The organism is Shewanella avicenniae (assembly GCF_017354945.1).
Taxonomy (GTDB): Bacteria; Pseudomonadota; Gammaproteobacteria; order Enterobacterales; family Shewanellaceae; genus Shewanella; species Shewanella avicenniae.
Genome location: NZ_CP071503.1, coordinates 3,027,879 through 3,045,475 on the forward strand (window position 1 = coordinate 3,027,879; position 17,597 = coordinate 3,045,475).

General features: G+C 47.3%; 17 protein-coding genes and 1 tRNA gene. 10 read left to right on the forward strand and 8 right to left on the reverse strand.

The features are described 5' to 3' along the window. Positions 1-91 precede the first annotated feature (91 nt). A complete protein-coding gene (locus JYB87_RS13445) occupies positions 92-1,012 on the reverse strand; it encodes a chemotaxis protein CheV (protein ID WP_207356708.1) in 921 nt (306 codons plus the stop codon). A 190-nt stretch (positions 1,013-1,202) separates the two neighbouring features. Here JYB87_RS13445 and flgA point away from each other — a divergent pair, with 190 nt between their 5' ends. The 3 genes from flgA (at position 1,203) to JYB87_RS13460 (ending at position 2,732) form a co-directional block, all read left to right on the forward strand. Further along, complete coding sequence (gene flgA / locus JYB87_RS13450) at positions 1,203-1,910, forward strand: flagellar basal body P-ring formation chaperone FlgA (RefSeq protein WP_207353984.1); 708 nt, start codon at positions 1,203-1,205, stop codon at positions 1,908-1,910. A 76-nt stretch (positions 1,911-1,986) separates the two neighbouring features. Next, positions 1,987-2,304 (forward strand): flagellar biosynthesis anti-sigma factor FlgM, encoded by a 318-nt coding sequence (gene flgM / locus JYB87_RS13455; protein ID WP_207353985.1) that lies wholly within the window; start codon positions 1,987-1,989, stop codon positions 2,302-2,304. Further along, on the forward strand, positions 2,304-2,732 hold the full coding sequence (locus JYB87_RS13460; protein WP_228729871.1) for a flagella synthesis protein FlgN: 429 nt from the start codon (positions 2,304-2,306) through the stop codon (positions 2,730-2,732). The genes flgM and JYB87_RS13460 overlap by 1 nt, the downstream gene beginning before the upstream one ends. A gap of 124 nt (positions 2,733-2,856) precedes the next feature. Here the strand turns inward: JYB87_RS13460 and JYB87_RS13465 are convergent, their stop codons facing one another. Further along, positions 2,857-3,309: an LPP20 family lipoprotein gene (locus JYB87_RS13465; protein WP_207353986.1), complete on the reverse strand. Its 453-nt coding sequence runs from the start codon at positions 3,307-3,309 to the stop codon at positions 2,857-2,859. Continuing rightward, entirely contained in the window at positions 3,306-3,917 is a 612-nt protein-coding gene (locus JYB87_RS13470; protein WP_207353987.1) for a FlgO family outer membrane protein, read from the reverse strand. The genes JYB87_RS13465 and JYB87_RS13470 overlap by 4 nt, the downstream gene beginning before the upstream one ends. A 305-nt stretch (positions 3,918-4,222) precedes the next feature. On the opposite strand from JYB87_RS13470, the gene JYB87_RS13475 reads away from it, so the two are divergent. From JYB87_RS13475 to JYB87_RS13500, 6 genes are all read left to right on the forward strand, one after another. Beyond that, positions 4,223-5,368: a flagella assembly protein FlgT gene (locus JYB87_RS13475; protein WP_207353988.1), complete on the forward strand. Its 1,146-nt coding sequence runs from the start codon at positions 4,223-4,225 to the stop codon at positions 5,366-5,368. A gap of 54 nt (positions 5,369-5,422) precedes the next feature. Further along, positions 5,423-5,498, forward strand: a tRNA-Arg gene (locus tag JYB87_RS13480). Between the two features lie 344 nt (positions 5,499-5,842). Further along, positions 5,843-6,712: an aldo/keto reductase gene (locus JYB87_RS13485; RefSeq protein WP_207353989.1), complete on the forward strand. Its 870-nt coding sequence runs from the start codon at positions 5,843-5,845 to the stop codon at positions 6,710-6,712. Positions 6,713-6,986: 274 nt separating this feature from the next. Next, positions 6,987-7,466, forward strand: a complete 480-nt coding sequence (locus JYB87_RS13490) for a DUF2947 domain-containing protein (protein ID WP_207353990.1) — start codon at positions 6,987-6,989, stop codon at positions 7,464-7,466. Between the two features lie 19 nt (positions 7,467-7,485). Next, positions 7,486-8,052, forward strand: coding sequence for a chalcone isomerase family protein (locus JYB87_RS13495; RefSeq protein ID WP_207353991.1), 567 nt, complete (start codon positions 7,486-7,488; stop codon positions 8,050-8,052). A gap of 283 nt (positions 8,053-8,335) precedes the next feature. Then, complete coding sequence (locus JYB87_RS13500; RefSeq protein ID WP_207353992.1) at positions 8,336-10,345, forward strand: methyl-accepting chemotaxis protein; 2,010 nt, start codon at positions 8,336-8,338, stop codon at positions 10,343-10,345. Between the two features lie 99 nt (positions 10,346-10,444). Here the strand turns inward: JYB87_RS13500 and JYB87_RS13505 are convergent, their stop codons facing one another. From JYB87_RS13505 to JYB87_RS13515, 3 genes are all read right to left on the reverse strand, one after another. After that, entirely contained in the window at positions 10,445-10,849 is a 405-nt protein-coding gene (locus tag JYB87_RS13505; protein WP_207353993.1) for a YbaY family lipoprotein, read from the reverse strand. A 2-nt stretch (positions 10,850-10,851) separates the two neighbouring features. Continuing rightward, the gene (tesB, locus tag JYB87_RS13510) at positions 10,852-11,730 is read right to left on the reverse strand and encodes an acyl-CoA thioesterase II (protein ID WP_207353994.1); all 879 of its coding nucleotides are present in this window, start codon (positions 11,728-11,730) and stop codon (positions 10,852-10,854) included. 75 nt (positions 11,731-11,805) lie between these two features. Further along, positions 11,806-12,690, reverse strand: a complete 885-nt coding sequence (locus JYB87_RS13515; RefSeq protein ID WP_207353995.1) for an SDR family oxidoreductase — start codon at positions 12,688-12,690, stop codon at positions 11,806-11,808. A 221-nt stretch (positions 12,691-12,911) separates the two neighbouring features. Here JYB87_RS13515 and JYB87_RS13520 point away from each other — a divergent pair, with 221 nt between their 5' ends. Beyond that, complete coding sequence (locus JYB87_RS13520) at positions 12,912-13,787, forward strand: 1,4-dihydroxy-2-naphthoate polyprenyltransferase (RefSeq protein WP_207353996.1); 876 nt, start codon at positions 12,912-12,914, stop codon at positions 13,785-13,787. Positions 13,788-13,860: 73 nt separating this feature from the next. On the opposite strand, the gene gndA is transcribed toward JYB87_RS13520, so the two are convergent. Together gndA and JYB87_RS13530 are read right to left on the reverse strand one after the other, a co-directional pair. After that, a complete protein-coding gene (gene gndA, locus JYB87_RS13525; RefSeq protein ID WP_207353997.1) occupies positions 13,861-15,390 on the reverse strand; it encodes an NADP-dependent phosphogluconate dehydrogenase in 1,530 nt (509 codons plus the stop codon). 198 nt (positions 15,391-15,588) lie between these two features. Beyond that, positions 15,589-17,505 carry a propionyl-CoA synthetase gene (locus JYB87_RS13530; RefSeq protein WP_207353998.1) on the reverse strand — a complete coding sequence of 639 codons (1,917 nt, stop codon included), beginning with the start codon at positions 17,503-17,505 and terminating at the stop codon, positions 15,589-15,591. Positions 17,506-17,597: the final 92 nt, after the last annotated feature.

Here is a 17,597-nt window from a genome sequence, read left to right on the forward strand (position 1 = left end):
GCTGTCCTGCTATTGTATCGGGCTGCGTTATACCGCAGCTGAACCAGCATGACAAGCGCCACTACTATTTTAATTCAGCACCAGCGAAAACTTATAAACTGAGATGCTTGTTAACAGCTGCCGCCAATTCATCAGGGTTAAACTTTGCGATAAAGTCATTGGCGCCCACTTTCTGCACCATCGCGTGGTTAAATACGCCACTGAGTGAGGTATGCAACACCACTTTAATATGCTTAAGTTTAGGGTCATCACGAATTTCGGCTGTTAAAGTGTAACCGTCCATTTCTGGCATTTCGATATCTGAGATGATCAATGGAATTTCAGTTGAAACATTGTCCATCTCAGTGGCAATCGCCTTGAGCTTTTCCAACGCTTCGCGACCATCTTTTGCCGTATCGATCTGCAGGTTCAGCGCTTCCAGAGCACGAAGGATCTGCTTTCTAGCAACTGCGGAATCGTCAACCACCATGATGTGATACTGCTGTTCTCTATCGATGGTAAGCGCCTCATCAACTTCTTTACTGATAGCAGTCTTCACTGGTGAAATTTCATCAAGAATTTTCTCAACGTCAATAATTTCAACCAATTCACCATCTATCTCGGTGACTGCAGTCAAGTAAGAGGTGCGACCGGCCCCTTGCGGTGGTGGCATAATTGCCGACCAGTTCATATTAATGATGCGTTCGACCGATTTGACCAAAAAACCCTGCACACTACGGTTATACTCGGAAATGATAATAAAACTATTGGTCACATCTTCGATTGGACGTCCGCCAGTCGCCGCGCTCAAATCGATCACAGAAATCGTGGTGCCACGAATATGCGCTACCCCTCTGATAAAGGGATTCAATTTAGGCAATGAAGTCAAAGGTGGGCACTGTAGGACTTCTTTCACTTTAAACACGTTAATACCAAAACGCTGTCTGCCGTTTAATTTAAATAGCAGCAGTTCCAGCCTGTTTTGCCCTACAAGTTGAGTTCTTTTATTGACCGATTCAAGAATGCCTGACATAAGTCTGCCTTGTATTAATTTTACAATTCCCACCTAACTGAATCACCAGTAAGGCATGCATATTGCTTTTACACCGATAATCCGAGCTTCAGTCAAAGTTCTGACGCGGCGGCATCGAATGCGCTATCAGCGGTTGTGGAACTACCTGAAGTATAAGTGTAAACCTGTTTTTCTATCTAGCCTGTTCATTATGAAAGTAAATTTAGCACATATTTTTTTCGCTGCAGTGATAAACGCCGTAATATCAACAGGCGTGCAGGCTGACATACCAAGTATATCGGCTATACAAAAGTTAGCTAAAGAAACAGTGTCAAAAAACTTAGCTGCACCTGCGACAGCTAAAATTGAAATCACGCCTCAGGCAATCGACCCAAGATTGCCGCTACCAAACTGTATTTCGCCGGTGACGGTAGAGCTTGCCGTCGATCGTCCGATTAGCCGTAATAACACGCTAAAAGTCAGTTGCGACATCGAAAACCAAACATACCCGTGGCAAGTATTCATGTCAGTGCGAGTCGATATCAGTTTTCCCGTGATCGTGCCCAATGAAACCTTGGCGCAAGGCACTGTGTTAACAAGAAGTAACCTCAGCTTGCGCTATATCGATCAATACAGCTTAAACGGTCAACAATTTGATAGCCTAGAACCACTCATCGGTGCAAAACTCAAACGACGTATCACCAAGGACTACCCTATTTTTTCAGCCAACGTATGCTTTGTTTGTAAAGGTGATCAGGTCTCTATTTTGGCAGCTACCGAAAATTTTCAGATAAAGACGGTTGGCGTCGCTATGGAAGATGGCAATGCCGGCGAGCAGATTAGCGTAAAAAATGCGAGGTCAAACAAGCTGATAGAGGCTATAGTGGCAAAAGTTGGCGAAGTTCGCATAAAAATGTAAAAATTGCTCAAGCAATAAACTGATCTGCCGATAAAGAGTCTGAGAACTTAGATTCAACGCTGGAGCCCAAACGGCTATGGACATTAAACAACTGCAAAATCAACCGCGAGTGACTACGGTCAACTCACCTAAAACCGGTTCAGCGACCACAGCTGAAAGCACGCAATCGGCTATAGTGGCGAATAGCAAAGACTCAGTTGTTGTCTCAAGTCAGGCACAGCAGCTTCAAAGTCTACAGGGTAAGATTTCGTCTCTGCCAGACGTTGACGTTAAAAAAGTAGCGGAAATAAAAGCAGCTATTGCTGAAGGCCGTTACAAAGTTGACCCTGAAAAGCTGGCAGGCAATATTGCGCAATTTGAAGCCGATATGAACGATATCAATCTGGAGGCTTAATGCAGCTGACAGACTTGGAACAGCTTCTGAATAAGCAGACGCTCAACTTAGAGCGGCTGCTTTTTTTGATCGACCAAGAACGACAAGCACTAATTAATAGAGATGCTGACAAACTGCTCTCATTAGCCAGCGACAAATCTAGCCTTCTCGATAGCGTTAAATCACTCGATGGCGAACTTGCCAAGCATCCAGACAAAAGCGATTTCAGCAAAGAGCCTATCGCGAGCAAAGTTAATGATGCCAAAGCGTTAATGGCTGAGTGCCAAGTGAAAAATCAAGAAAATGGCAAACTGATTGAACTGTGCAGCGCCAGCATCAATCGCTTAGCCCAAGCACTGCAGATGAGCCGTAATGCCAACAGCCTGACCTACGATGGCAAAGGTAAAACCTCCACCATCGCCACCCTAGGTAACGATTTGAAAGCCTAAACTTCTCAATTGAAATCAGCTAGATTTATAAAAATGCCACGACAAACAATCGTGGCATTTTTGTGTTTGCAGGCATTTCAAGACCGAGCCGTCGCGAATCCTCTGTCACTGGAATCCTCAGACACTAAAAGTAAGTCACCGAACGAATCTCTTGTGGCCGGTTCTGCTGTTGGTATAACTGCCAAACTGTCGCAAAATCCAATTCAAGTTCTGTCACATAATGCTCGCCCGCCGGATAACTGGCTATCACCTTTGCACCACGAATAACGCCTGAAACAGACGCTTTTACCGTATCAGATTTCATCGCCCAATCGCCGACGCTACTCGAACCTTGTAAATGCTGTCCGTAAACTTGTTCAGCAAGCTCACGGTAAGCGGCAATCTTGGACGCCTGCATTGCCATCAGAACCCGCTCTGCCTGAGTTTTACCCGGCTGAGATGCTAACGGCGCATAACCGGTGGCGGTCAATGTAGGAAATTGCTCTGGCGCTACGGTTTCATACTGAACATATTTTTCCCGCATGCTGCTACATCCTGCCAGTAACACTATGGCTGCCACTAGGATCACTCTCATCATTGTTTAGCTCCCACATAGTGTGCAGTTTCAGCGCCTTGGCTTGGATGACGATACAGCAAGCCGTCTTTGGAGACGCTCGACTTGGCTTCCACGATATACCCCGGTAATTGCTGTGCTGATACAAAGGTATTAGCTGACGATGAAACATGGTTATCTGTGGTATCAATAATGCGCGCATTAATCGCCACACCAGACTTTGTCAGTTCCATCGTTGATACCAACACATGGGTGGCTGCCACATTAGCGGCAATTTTTTGCCAATCACGCGTCAGCAGATAAGTACCGTCTGCCGCCGCCTTAACAGTATCGCTCATATTGATATCAATCACTTTAAAGCCTTGCTGCTGAAATGCAGTCATCAGATCTTGTTGCAACTGCACCGCCAACGGATTCGTTTTCTCTAAGCTACTGGCGTCCACAGGTGTCGAAATCAGTAACGTCTGCGCCCCCGTAAAATCGTCGCTGTAACGGGCGAGATCGAACGTCAATTGCTCGGCAACCTGAAATAAAGGCGTTTCTTGCACAGGAGCCTCAACATAGCTCACAGCAGGTTGTGTCGATGAACACCCTGCCAGCAATGCGATTAGAGGAATTAGTTTTTTAAACATGGCTCTCTCAGCTCCTTAAAGACCAACAGCAACGCGCATTCATTTTTAATTTATCGATGAAAGATTCAGTTCGTGTTGCCACACAACAAATTTATGCGGTGAAATATCTTCACTTATATCGGCAAAATCTTGGCAAACTTAACGAGCGATTGCATCGACATAGAACGTCGATTGTTCGACATCCTGAGAATTTGTTAGCAACTGTCATGCCGATTCATGGCATAAAACTTGAATCTTGCAAAATAACCTAGATGGGCGCCTGAAAATTGGCTCCTAATCAGATCTCTTTACAGGATTTACTCAGCATGGTTCGCATAATTTCATTGTTGCTATTGATGCTAATATTGCCATCTGCCGAAGCAGCATGGGTAACCATTACCGGAGAAGCCAACATCGTCAAAGGCGATGTAAACGCCGCGCGCCAGCAAGCCATCAAACAGGCGCTAAATATGGCCGTCATCACCAATGGTGGCAGCATTAGCGCCCAACAAACCGTCACCAATGGTGTACTCAACCAAACTGCAGAGCTAACTAACAACGCGGCTTACACCAGTCTTGAAATTGTCAAAGAACAACACAAAGGCAATCGCATTGAAGTCACTATTCGAGTTGATCTGCTCACAACGCTTAACGAAAGCTGTTTGAGTAATGCTCTAAAAGCCCCACTTTATTTACCACGCGCCATCGTGTTTGACAGGCAACAACTACGCTATGGCAAGATGGAGCAATTTCCACAAGCGCTGTCGCAAAAGCTCGCCGCCATTCTCAATCAAAATTCTACCAAGGTTTACCCCAAACTGGATCTGAGCAACAGCGTTCCAAGCCATAACTTCAGCAATGAACATCGTGGCGACAGTGCCAGTTGGTTAAATCAACAAACAAACACTCTCTATATTTTATTAGCCGAAGTGGAAGACATGGCGCTGTCTGAATCACCATCCGGCGTCAGCGCTATGTGGAGCAAGCAGCAACGTGATTTTCGCTTAAAAATATCACTGGTCCACAGCATTAGCGGTGAAATGATTTGGCAAAAAGAGTATCAATTCACTACCGACTGGGACTATGACGCCAATGCCAGCGTAAAACCGATTAGCGATGCCTTTTGGCAATCAAACTATGGTGGTGCCATAGGTAACGTGTTAAATCAAGTCAGTCTCGATCTCGATGACACCCTCGGTTGCCGCCCCGCGATGGCCCAAGTTATCGCGAAACAAGGTCAACGTGTCATTTTTAACCTAGGTAGAAAGAGCGGCGTAAGAACCGGCGATAAGTTTACTATCGTCTTGCAGCACAACTTCCCTGATCGGGTTGGTCAAACCCGCACCATCGCCAAAGCAACCGCGGTACAAGTGACCATCGACCAGATCACCGATGACACATCTACTGCGTTGTTGGCGGCCATAGACGATGGAACCAACATCCAAATTAACGACATTGCGCTTAAGAATTAAGCAGTTAGACGAATAGACTTTTATTGAATTTGAAAAACAGTATAATCGGTGCGTCTCCCTATAGCTCAACAGGATAGAGCAGTTGCCTCCTAAGCGACCGATCGGGGTTCGAGTCCCTGTGGGGAGACCAACAACTTGAGTTGTGAGAACGTCAAAGCTCAGCTGAACGGTTTTTCCCTTAATCGTATTTTCACTTTTCCCCTTAAAGTTCTAATCTACATCAGCGCGCCTAAAAGAAGCACTCAGCCTTTCATTTGTGAATATTTTTCATTAATACATTAAAATAAAATTAATTATTGTTTGATCCCAATTGAGTTAATCTAGTTAGCAACAGGCGTGGAAAGCTGCAGCCATAACGACTCACACTGCTCTCGCCTTTCAATTTCACCATCCTCACGTTCCTGCTGTTCGTGGTTTATGCTGATGGTATCTACAGAATTCCAGTTTCAATCCAATATACGGAGGTATTCCGCCATGGAATACGCAGTACTAAGTAACAACCTCAAAATGCCGATGGAAGGCTTTGGTGTCTTCCAAGTGACTGATAAAGAAGAATGTAAACAGTCAGTATTGACCGCGATTCGTACCGGTTATCGTCTGATCGATACCGCAGCGGTATATGGCAATGAAGATGCTGTGGGTGAAGCCGTTCGCGAAGCGATTGCTGAAGGTTTGTGTACTCGTGAAGAACTGTTCATCACCTCCAAATTGTGGGTACAAGACATGGCCAACTACGACATGGCTGCCGCTGCAATCGATGCTTCACTGAAAAAATCAGGCCTAGAATACTTTGACCTGTACTTGCTACACCAAGCCATGAAAGATTACTTTAGTGCATGGCGTGCACTGGAAGATGCTTATGAAGCAGGGAAGTTGAAAGCGATTGGGGTATCTAACTTTTACGCCCACGTGCTGACTAACTTCTGCGAAACTGTCCGCATCAAACCAATGGTTAACCAAGTTGAGTTGCATCCATACTTTGCGCAACCTACTGCACTTGAAACCATGAAACATTACAACGTGCAGCCTGAGGCATGGGCACCATTAGGTGGCGGTCGTTATCAACCATTTGAGAGTGAGATGCTGCAAGACATCGCTGCCGCGCATAACAAATCAATTGCGCAAGTGATTCTGCGTTGGAACGTACAACGTGGCGTTACAGTTATCCCTAAATCCACCAAGCAAGCGCGTATCGAAGAAAACTTTGATATTTGGGATTTCACCCTGAGCGATGCTGAAATGGCGCAAATCAACACGCTAGATCTTGGTTATGTTGGTCCTGCTATCAAGCACTTTGATCCTCAGTTCGTTCGTGGCTGCAACAACGTTAAAATCCACGAATAATCCTGATTGTTGGGCGTTACAGCATCTGTCTGTTAACGCCTTTGCTCAAACCTCTTTGGCTAAATCGTAATGCTCGAATGAGGTTTGCGCTTTATTCCTACCTTTTTAGCAAAACTTCACCCAAGCCGTCATAGATTGTTGACCATCACAGCTTATGCCAAGCATCAAGCGCACTCTTTAGCGGTTTAATTTTCACGCCTGCGGCGTAAAAGTTGGTGGTAGTGCGTTGACTCTATATAATTGCCCCAAAATAGCTTATTTTGGGAGTGTCAGCTTGTCGCTTAGTTACCAGCCATTAGACCAGTATCGCCGCCGTTGGATGTTCAACCATCACGAATTACCTGTACCAGTACAGGATCAACCTCTCATTAAACCTTTGTCGCAAAAGTCGGCAATGGAGGTTTGGAATCGTTGGGTGAGCAACAAAAACGTCGCGCCGGACGAATTTGCTAAAGGCGATTGGGCGACACGCAGCAGTACTTGGCATCAAACTGATGACTGGCAGGCCGCGTGGGACAGCGAAGAAAATGAACTTCCCCGCATAGTGGCTGAGTTTATCGAGTGGTCTGAAGATACCCCGGTGTTTTTCTGCTATGAAAAATATGATGTTATTGAAACAACGTGGGGCTGTTTCAAACGTCATTGGAAGTGTTTTTTATTTAACGATAACGAACCTTTACTCATCAGTGGCCAGCAGCGTCAAGCTGTTTGGTTTCATCAAACTGGCCAATGCGATATTGGCTTACGCGGTTAATCACTCACGGAATATAACTATGAAAAAACTCGTTGTTTTTGCCGTTTTTTGCTTATCGATGTTCAGTTTTACCAGCAGTGCGCGCGAGCTGGCAGATACTCAGGTCGTCGAAAATCTAACTCTCGAAGGTCTGCCCAATTTAGTGCTGAACGGTGCGGGCGTCCGCAGCAAATTTTTTATGGATTTGTACGTTGGCGGCCTTTATCTACCGGGCAAAACAAAATCGCTCACCGAAGTTTTTGAAGCCGATTACGCTGCAATTAATCTGACGATTATCTCCGGCATGATCACCTCTGAAAAAATGGAAAGTGCCATTCGTGAAGGATTCGAAGATGCCACTCACGGCAATGAGGCGCCCATCCATGATGAAATTGAACAGTTTATTGGCTTATTTAAAGCTGAAATCAAAGTGGGCGATCAGTTTCTTCTGGTGTTTGCCAAAGATAAAGGCGTGACCGCTTATAAAAATGGTGAGCCTCAAGCAACAGTGGGGAATGAACAATTTAGAACCGCACTGCTCAACATCTGGCTAGGTGATAAACCTGCGCAAAAAAGCCTCAAAAAAGCGATGCTGTCAGCAGAATAACCGTGATTTGGCGATTTGGCGATTTGGCGATTTGGCGATTTGGCGATTTAATATTCTATTAGGTCGCCATAATTCATCCATTTGCAGCATTCCACTCTATAAATCTGTACTTAATTAGCCAAATTTTGTGCAAGCTCAATGATTTACTCTCACTTATCCTTATTCTCAGCCGATACAGTCTATACTTTTCCAACATACCACCTAAGTAATCATATTTCCTTGGGTATTAGCATTAGTTGTCTAGGTGGTTGTTCATTCATGTATCAATAATAAGAGAAAATATATGAACTACCGTAATTGGCCTATCGCCAAACAGATAGGAACGCTCTCGTTTATATTAACCATCATAGTATTCGGAGTTATTGGCACCATATCTTATGTTTCAGCCTCTCATGCGCTTAGGGACAAAGCGCTGTCAGCGGTTGAGGCGCAAATGCACTCGGTAGAGGATCTACTAGAGCTGCAGTACGACACGCTACTAACACTTGCTCGCCGCAACTCTGAAGTATTTCGTGGCATGTATCCTGGCCAATTTTACAAGCCTGCCAACAAGACTGTGCAGGTGTTGGGCAAAGATACCCCAGCGCTGATGCAGGACAATGAGCAGATTAACTCATCTATCAGCAAAGTAGACCGCTATGCAAAGTTAACAGGGGGCAATGCAACGGTATTTGTGCGTGATGGTGATGATTTCCTGCGGATCTCAACCTCACTAAAAAAGGCCGATGGTAGCCGCGCTGTGGGGACTTATCTAGGGCAAAAACACCCTGGTTATGCAACGTTAATGCGTGGTGAAACTTATGAAGGCTATGCCAAATTATTTGGTAAAGACTACATGACGGTTTACCGCCCAATGAAAGACCCGCAAGGCAATGTGGTGGCCATTCTCTACATCGGCTTCGATATTACTGACTCGTTAGCCCAGCTACAGAATTCGGTAAAACAGCTCAGGATTGAAGAGTCCGGTTACTACATGGTGGTACGCAAAGCAGACAATGTGCTAATTGCCCATCCAACACTGACGATTGGCGAACCACTCCAAGCTGGCCAGCTCAATGGTTTACCACTGGACAACTTGCTTGAAAACTATCGTGAAATTAATGAATTTACTACCGATAGTGGCGAACGGATGGCAACCCTGAGTGGTTTAATTCCTGGCTGGAACTGGGTCATTATCGGCCAAGTCAAAGACTCCGAACTCAATGAAGAAAGTTGGTCTCTGTTGGTGATTAGCTTGCTCATTTCAGTCGTAGGTATTGTGGCGATTACAGCCTTGCTGTCGATTGTTTTGGTGAAAACCGTTAAACCACTACGTCACCTGCAGATGCATATGGAAGGCCTCGGCAAAGGCGATCTTAGTATTGAATTGCCGCATGTGAACCAACAAAGCGACAACGAAGTCGACCGTATTAGCTACAGCGCCAGCATGATGACGCAGAATTTGCGTAAGCTGATCCGCTCACTGTTGGACTCAGTTCAGACCATCGAATCCCAGGCCAGCCAATCACAGGAGATCGCGCGCCTTAATGGTGAAGAAGCGAATGCCTTGATGGCACAAACTGACCAAATTGCCACCGCAATTGAAGAGATGTCGACTTCTATTCGTGATGTAGCAACCCACGCCAACGAAAGTGCCACTCAGAGTCATCAGGTAGATTTAGCATCACAAGAAGGCCATATGGCATTGATGCAAGTGGTAAAAGATCTTGAAACGCTGTCAAAACAACTCACCAAGAGCCATGAAGCCGTTGAAGGCGTCGCCAAGGAAAGTGAGTCTATTAACAAAATCACCGAAGTCATTAATGGCATTGCTGAGCAAACGAACCTGTTGGCGCTTAACGCTGCAATCGAAGCCGCGCGCGCCGGTGAACAGGGGCGCGGTTTTGCTGTGGTTGCAGATGAAGTGCGTACGCTGGCAAGTCGAACACAGGCGTCAATTTCGGAAATCAGTCAAACAATTTTGCAGCTGCAGTCCAAGGTGAAAGATACCGCCACCCGAATGGATGAAAGCTATCAGTTAGGGATGAAATCGACCGAACAAGGCATTTCAGCCAATGCCCAGCTGACCGCCATCACCGAACGAATTGCCGACCTTGCAGTATCTGTCAGCAGTATCGCAAGTGCGACCGAGCAACAAAGTTCTGTGGCGGAAGATGTGACCCGTAATCTTCACGAGATCAGTGAATTAGCCCGAGAAGGGGAAGAGCGAGCCAGCAGTACAGTGACATCGGCTGATGAGTTAGCCTCGCTGGCATCAACCCTTAAACGCCAAATTAGTGTGTTCAAGGTATAAGCTGATTTAGCGCAGTCAAGCACGACGAAAAAGGGCTATTACGGTTAAATCCTAATAGCCCTTTTAGTTTATGCGGCGTGATTAAACGACGAAAACCGCTTACTTCAAACTCTCAATTGGTACTGCCTTCATCATCACTTCAACGGTGTTCTTACCATTATTCACTACAGGGTATTTATCGTAAGTCTGAAAAATCACCTTGTGTTGATACTCAATCAGCGCCACAACGCCATAGTTAATTTTTGGGCTAATGGTGTCAGCGGGCAAAATGAATTTGAAGGGGACTGGCGCACGCGCCACGTTAAAGGTTTTCTGCGCAATAATCGCGCCCGGCGTATCGAGGTCGATCACGGCAATAGTAATTGAACAGCCCGGCGGCAATGCCAATTTTTCACGATAACCAGCCGCACCGTTAATCACTACAGGCGCGGAGGGTTCCACAGTGACGCAACCCGCGATGGTACTGAACAACAAGGCGGCAAAAACACCTTTAACCCAATTCATATTCAATCCTTTTTGCCATGAGGGTCAGTTAAACGCATCAAGCCTTCTTGCGTTGCGGAGGCAATTAATCGGCCTTGCAGGTCAAAGAACTGACCGCGCACATAGCCTCGGCCACCACAAGCGTTTGGACTTTCAATCGCGTACAAAATCCATTCATTGAGGTTAACTGGGCGATGGAACCAGATGGAATGGTCAATGGTTGCCATGCGCATACCCGGCGTTAAAAATGACACGCCATGAGGCTGAGCGGCAGTAACTAAGAAATTGAAGTCGGATGCATAGGCGAGCATATAGTCATGCATATCGTGATCGAGCGGCAATTTACCGTTGGCACGCATCCATACATAGCGATGCGGTTCCGTGTCGTTAGGCGCAACCGGCGTTAATGGGTTAACCAAGCGCATCTCGATCGGTGCATCTGCCATAAATTTCTCAAGCATCTTTGGCGGCACTTTATCACGCAAAGTCATCGCCAGCTCTTGCTGATTTAGCAGCCCTTCTGGGCCACGAACATCCGGCATAGTGGATTGATGCTCAAAACCTTTTTCTTCGGTTTGAAAGGAGCAGGTCATGTAGAAAATCGGCCGGCCTTTTTGTACGGCTTTGACGCGTCGAGCGCTAAAACTGCCACCATCGCGCACATTTTCAACGTCGTAAATAATCGGTAATTTTTCATCACCGGCACGCAGAAAATAGGAATGCAATGAGTGCACTTTACGTTCGGCTGGCACAGTTTGACGCGCGGCACTTAATGCTTGACCCATCACTTGACCGCCAAACACATGGCCAAAACCTAAGTCCTGACTCTGCCCACGATACCAACCCGTTTCAATCCGTTCTAATGCCAATAATGACATTAACTCATCTAACACATGACTCATGAATCACCCTGTACTGAAATCCTTCTGGCACAAAGATTACCGCAGACAGATGATTAAATACCAGCCCCACGCTCGTTACTCGAGCAAGACACCGTGTTCTTTTGAAGCGGATCTAGCCCACCTAACAATCTGATCTTCGCCACTTTTACTTTCGTGTACCACGCTTGTTTCTTGAATTCGCGGCCAAGCTCGCAACACCGCTTCCGCAGTGCAATCGGCGGCAGGGAAATAGAAAGGTTTTGATTGAGTGATCACTGCGCGACTCACACTGCCAGCAGCGGCCAGAAGATGCTGCCCGGTCGGAGCTTCATCGCTTAACAAATAGGTCGCCACCGCGATAGGTGCTTCCATAGAGAACATTGGCGCGACATCAGAGGCAAGATGTTGACTGGTCATTGGCGTTAACGCATGGGCACACAAGGTATTTACGTGAATATTGTAGCCTTCGCCTTCTTGGCTCATACAACTGGCTAATCCCACCAGCCCCATTTTGGCCGTGGCATAAGCACACTCAAACTGGTCGCCAAATAAGCCGCTGGCGCCGGTTAACAACACAACGCGGCCATAGTTTTGTGCTTTCATCAGCGGCCAAAATGCACGACTCAGTAAAAATGCACCATCGAGATCAACATCAATCTGCCGCCGCCAATCGTGAGTGGCGACTTTTTCTAACTCGTTGGGCAGATGAATCCCAGCCGATAACACCAAACCATCCACCCGGCTATGCTTTGCCAGAATGTCTTTCGTCACTTGGTCAACTTGTGCCTCATCTGAGACATCGCATTGCCAGCAACTCACCAAACCGCCCATGGCTTCAATGGCGGTTTTGATGTTGTGCGTCGAATGGTGATCTACAAGAATCAACCTAGTGCCGCGCTGAGCCAATGCAATCGCAAACGCTCTTCCTAGCCCTGAGGCTGCGCCGGTGATTAATATTGTTCGTTTATTAAAGCGTATCATAACCGCTCCTATCGGTTAGTTATCGCCTCAATCTGTAGGTAAAACCTCAGACCATCCGTGAACACCTCATCAGTATGGAAGTATTTTGGGAGCTTCACCCAGCCGCAAATGTGCGCTAATTCAAACTCTTTTACATGCATTAATCCTGTTGTACTAACTTTCGCAACAGAAATTGTTATCCTATAACGATATGTATGTTGTGATGAGTTGGCTTATTTAGAATGAATCCTTGGATCCTCGCCATTAGACCTCGTACCCTTCCCGCCGCCGCAGGACCGTTACTCGTAGGTAATTTTTTAGCGCTACCGCTGGAGAAGTTCAGCATTTGGGTGGCCATTGCCTCTATGGCATGCGCCTTGTTACTGCAAATTGCGGTGAATTTGGCCAATGATTATTTTGACCACAAAAACGGGATTGATACCGAAGAGCGCGTTGGCCCCGTGCGAGTCACCCAAAGTGGCTTACTGCCGGCACACGCTGTACGCAATGCGATGACCCTCTGCTTACTGCTATCGCTGGCGGTCGGTTCTTATCTGATTTGGCACGGTGGTTGGCCAATCGCCATTCTTGCTGCAGCCTCGATGTTAGGCGCTTTAGGTTACAGCGGCGGCCCTTACCCATTAGCCTCTCACGGCTTAGGTGAACTGGCAGCCTTTGTCTTCTTCGGCTTAGTTGCGGTTGTTGGCAGTTACTATCTGCAAGCTGGGGAAACCACCGCTGCGTCTTGGTTACTCGGCAGCGCCGTTGGGCTACTCAATGCCGCCATTATGTTGGTGAATAACACCCGCGATATCTTCACTGATACCAAAGCCGGGAAGAAAACCTTAGCGGTGCGAATTGGCGAAGCCCAAGCAAAAGTGATGTATCAGGCGTTGGTCTATCTGCCGTTTGGCTTAATTATCGCAGGTTTCTTGTTAGGGCAACTGCCAGGGTTACCTGTCTTGTTGACTGGCCTATCCTTGATTATGGCACGCAAGTTATCATCTGATTTTTATCAGTATTCTGGCGCATCATTGAACCCATTGTTGGGTAAAACCGCCAAATTAACCATGATGTTTAGCGCGCTGTTCAGCTTTGGCTTAGTGTTTGGCGTGTAACGCAAACCGCAAATTTCACCCATTAAAAAGGCTTCCAATTGGAAGCCTTTTTGCTGCAATCACTACGGATGCCTTAGTTGATTTTCACCAACTTACGTGGCGATTCACTCCACGTGATGTGGTAGAACTCGCCTTTAGGTGCATCAACCCGTTCAAAGGTGTGTGAACCAAAGAAATCACGTTGACCTTGCAGCAGGTTGGCAGGTAACACTTCACAACGCAGCGAATCAAAATACGCCAACGCTGAGCTGATGCAAGGAACCGGAATACCCTTGATCACCGCTTGGGCAACCACTTGGCGCCATTGACCTTGCAGTTCGTTCAACTTAGAAGCAAAACCCTCGGCCAACAACAAGTTGCTCAGGTTATCGTTCGCTTCAAACGCATCACTGATGGTACTGAGGAAGCCAGCACGAATGATACAACCTGCGCGCCAGATGCGGGCAATGGCCGCGTAATCCAACTCCCAGTGTTGCTCTTTGGCTTGCATAGCAATCATTTGGAAGCCTTGCGCGTAAGCGGTCACTTTCGCACAGTACAAGGCCGCTTCTAAGGCATCGATGGTTTGCTGTTGTTCTTCCGCTGATACCGGCGCAATCGCAGGGCCTTTCAATGAAGAGGCCAATTGCAAACGCAGATCTTTTTGAGTGCTCATTGAACGCGCATACACAGCTTCAGCAATCGTTGACGCTGGGCAACCCAGTTGCAAACTGCTCACCGCAGTCCACAGGCCAGTACCTTTTTGACCGGCTTTATCGAGAATAATCTCAACCAGTGGTTTTTCGGTTTGAGGGTCAACTTGGCGCAACACTTCAGCACTGATCTCAATCAGATAGCTGTTCAGCACGCCTTTATTCCAGCGTTCAAACACTTCGGCAATCTGCACTGTGCTCATGCCCAGACCGGTTTGCATAAAGTGGAAGGTTTCGCAGATCAGCTGCATATCGGCGTATTCAATACCGTTGTGCACCATTTTTACGTAGTGACCTGAGCCTGCTGGGCCGATGTAAGCGGTACAAGGTTCACCTTGTTCAATTACATCACCTGGCTGATGGCGCTCTAATGGCTTACCAGTTTCGTTGTCAACTTTGGCAGCAATGGCAGTAAAGATTGGTGCGATACGATCCCACGCGGCTTTATCGCCACTCGGCATCAATGAAGGTCCAAAACGTGCGCCGACTTCACCACCGGATACTGCTGAGCTAAAGAAGGTCAACTTGCCTTGGTAATGTTTTTCGCGCGCGACGGTGTCCGTCCACAAGCTGTTACCGGTATCGATCACGATATCTTCAGCAATCGCGCCGGCTTCAATCAAAGCATCACAAATGCTGTCGACCGCTCGACCCGCTGGCACTGATAACAAGAAGACGCGCGGCGCTTTAACGCTGGCAAGGATTTCCGCCAAAGATTCAACGCCGAATAGACGTTGCTCACGGCCGGCAACTTCAGTTGCAGCTTGATGTTCGGCTGCTTCAACTTTGGCCTTATCAAGGTCAAACGCAGCAACAGAAAAACCATTATCAACGATATTAAGCGCGAGATTTTTACCCATAACGCCCAGACCGATCACACCGATATCTGCTGCTTCAAACTTGGATTTCATAGTGTTTTCCACCAACTACTGCGACCACATGTACAAAAAATGTGCTACACATCCGATAATTACAAGCATTTTACTTAATCAGTCATTGCCGATGCAAACAGATAGTTGCGATGTTTGTTAAAGAGAAAAACGATTGGGATCTTTAACGCTAATAAAAAGACCCGCAAAAGCGGGTCTTTCTCACCAATAAATATGCAATTAGGCGTGCTGTTTCAGCAACGCATCGGCATATCCCATTCGCGTTAATGCGCTACGAACAAGGTCAAGCGTTTGTGGATCTTCAATGGTGGCTGGCGGCGTAAACTCTTTGTTGTCAGCAATTTTACGCATGGTGCCACGCAGAATCTTCCCAGAACGGGTTTTTGGCAGTTTCTGCACTGCACTCACCAGTTTAAACGCAGCCACAGGACCAATTTCCTGCCTGACCAAAGCAACTAACTCTTTGTGGAGTTGGTCTTCACCGATGTCGACCCCATTTTTAAGTACCACCAAGCCAAGTGGCACCTGCCCTTTCAAGGTGTCATCCACGCCAATCACCGCGGCTTCAGCAACTGCCGGATGCTGGCACAACACCTCTTCAAAGCGGCCGGTAGACAAGCGGTGGCCAGCGACGTTAATAATGTCGTCAATACGGCTCATAATGTAGAGGTATCCCTCTTCATCCATATAGCCCGCATCACCGGTGAGGTAATAGCCGGGATACATGCTGAGATAACTGTCGACGTAACGTTTATCGTTTTGCCAAAGGGTTGTCAGCGTGCCTGGCGGTAACGGCAATTTAATCGAGACGTTGCCAGACTTCCCCGCTGGCACTTGCTCACCAAATTCATCAAGTACTTCAACTTGATAACCCGGTACTGCACGTGCAGGCGAACCCGGCTTAATGGTGATCTGCTCAACCCCCATCAAGTTCGCTGCAACCGGCCAACCGGTTTCGGTTTGCCACCAATGGTCGATGACCGGTTTGCCTAACTTCGCTGATGACCAGTTTAAGGTGTCAGGGTCGCAACGCTCACCCGCCAAGAACAGCGCGCTCAAGCAGCTGAGATCGGCCTTTTTGACATACTCGCCATTTGGGTCTTCGCGTTTGATGGCACGAATCGCCGTAGGCGCTGTAAAAAAGACTTTAACTTGATAGCGCTCAATGGTTTTCCAAAACACGCCCGGATCGGGCGTACCGACTGGCTTACCCTCGTATAACACTGTGGTGGCACCTACTAACAGCGGTGCATACACAATATAAGAGTGACCAACCACCCAACCTACGTCAGATGCAGCCCAGAAGGTATCACCCGCTTCAATGTCATAGATATGTTTCATTGACCAAGCGAGAGCGACCGCATGACCGCCATTATCACGTACCACCCCTTTTGGCTGCCCTGTGGTGCCCGAGGTGTACAAAATATACAGCGGGTCAGTCGCCTCTACCGCCACGCAGTCAACGGCTTGAGCTTTGCAAACGGATTGTTGCCAGTCTTGATCGCGAGGTGCGGTTAACTCAGCCTGATATTGGCTGCGTTGCAAAATAAGACAGTTGGCTGGTTTATGTTCAGATTGATCCAATGCTTTATCGAGCAACGGCTTATATGGCACAACACCTGACGGCTCAACCCCACATGACGCGCTTAACACCAATTTGGGTTTCGCGTCATTGATACGGGTTGCCAGTTCGTTGGCGGCAAAACCACCGAACACCACCGAGTGAATCGCACCTAAACGCGCACAAGCCAGCATGGCGTAAACGGTTTCAGGGATCATCGGCATGTAGATCACCACGCGATCGCCTTTGGTCACCCCTATCGACTGCATGTAGCCCGCTAAGCGACTGACTTGCGCCAATAACTCGTTATAGGTCACCGCGTATTCAGTATCCGTCACCGGACTGAAATAACGGATAGCGTATTGCTCACCTCGGCCGTTGTTGACGTGGCGGTCAACAGCATTGAAGCATGTGTTAAGTTGTCCTTGACTGAACCAGCGATAAAACGGCTTATTACTCTCGTCTAGTACAGTTTCCCAGGGCTGGTACCAGTCAATTAACTTGGCACTCTCGCCCCAAAATGCGTTTTTGTCTTCGAGCGACATTTTATACAGGGCTAAACCTGGATCTGTCATTCAACTGTCCTCCCACGGACTGCCTTTCGGCAAAAACACCCCTTCCTTCCCCACGCTCATTATGAGTTGCTTTTTTAAGCACTCCCTATTAG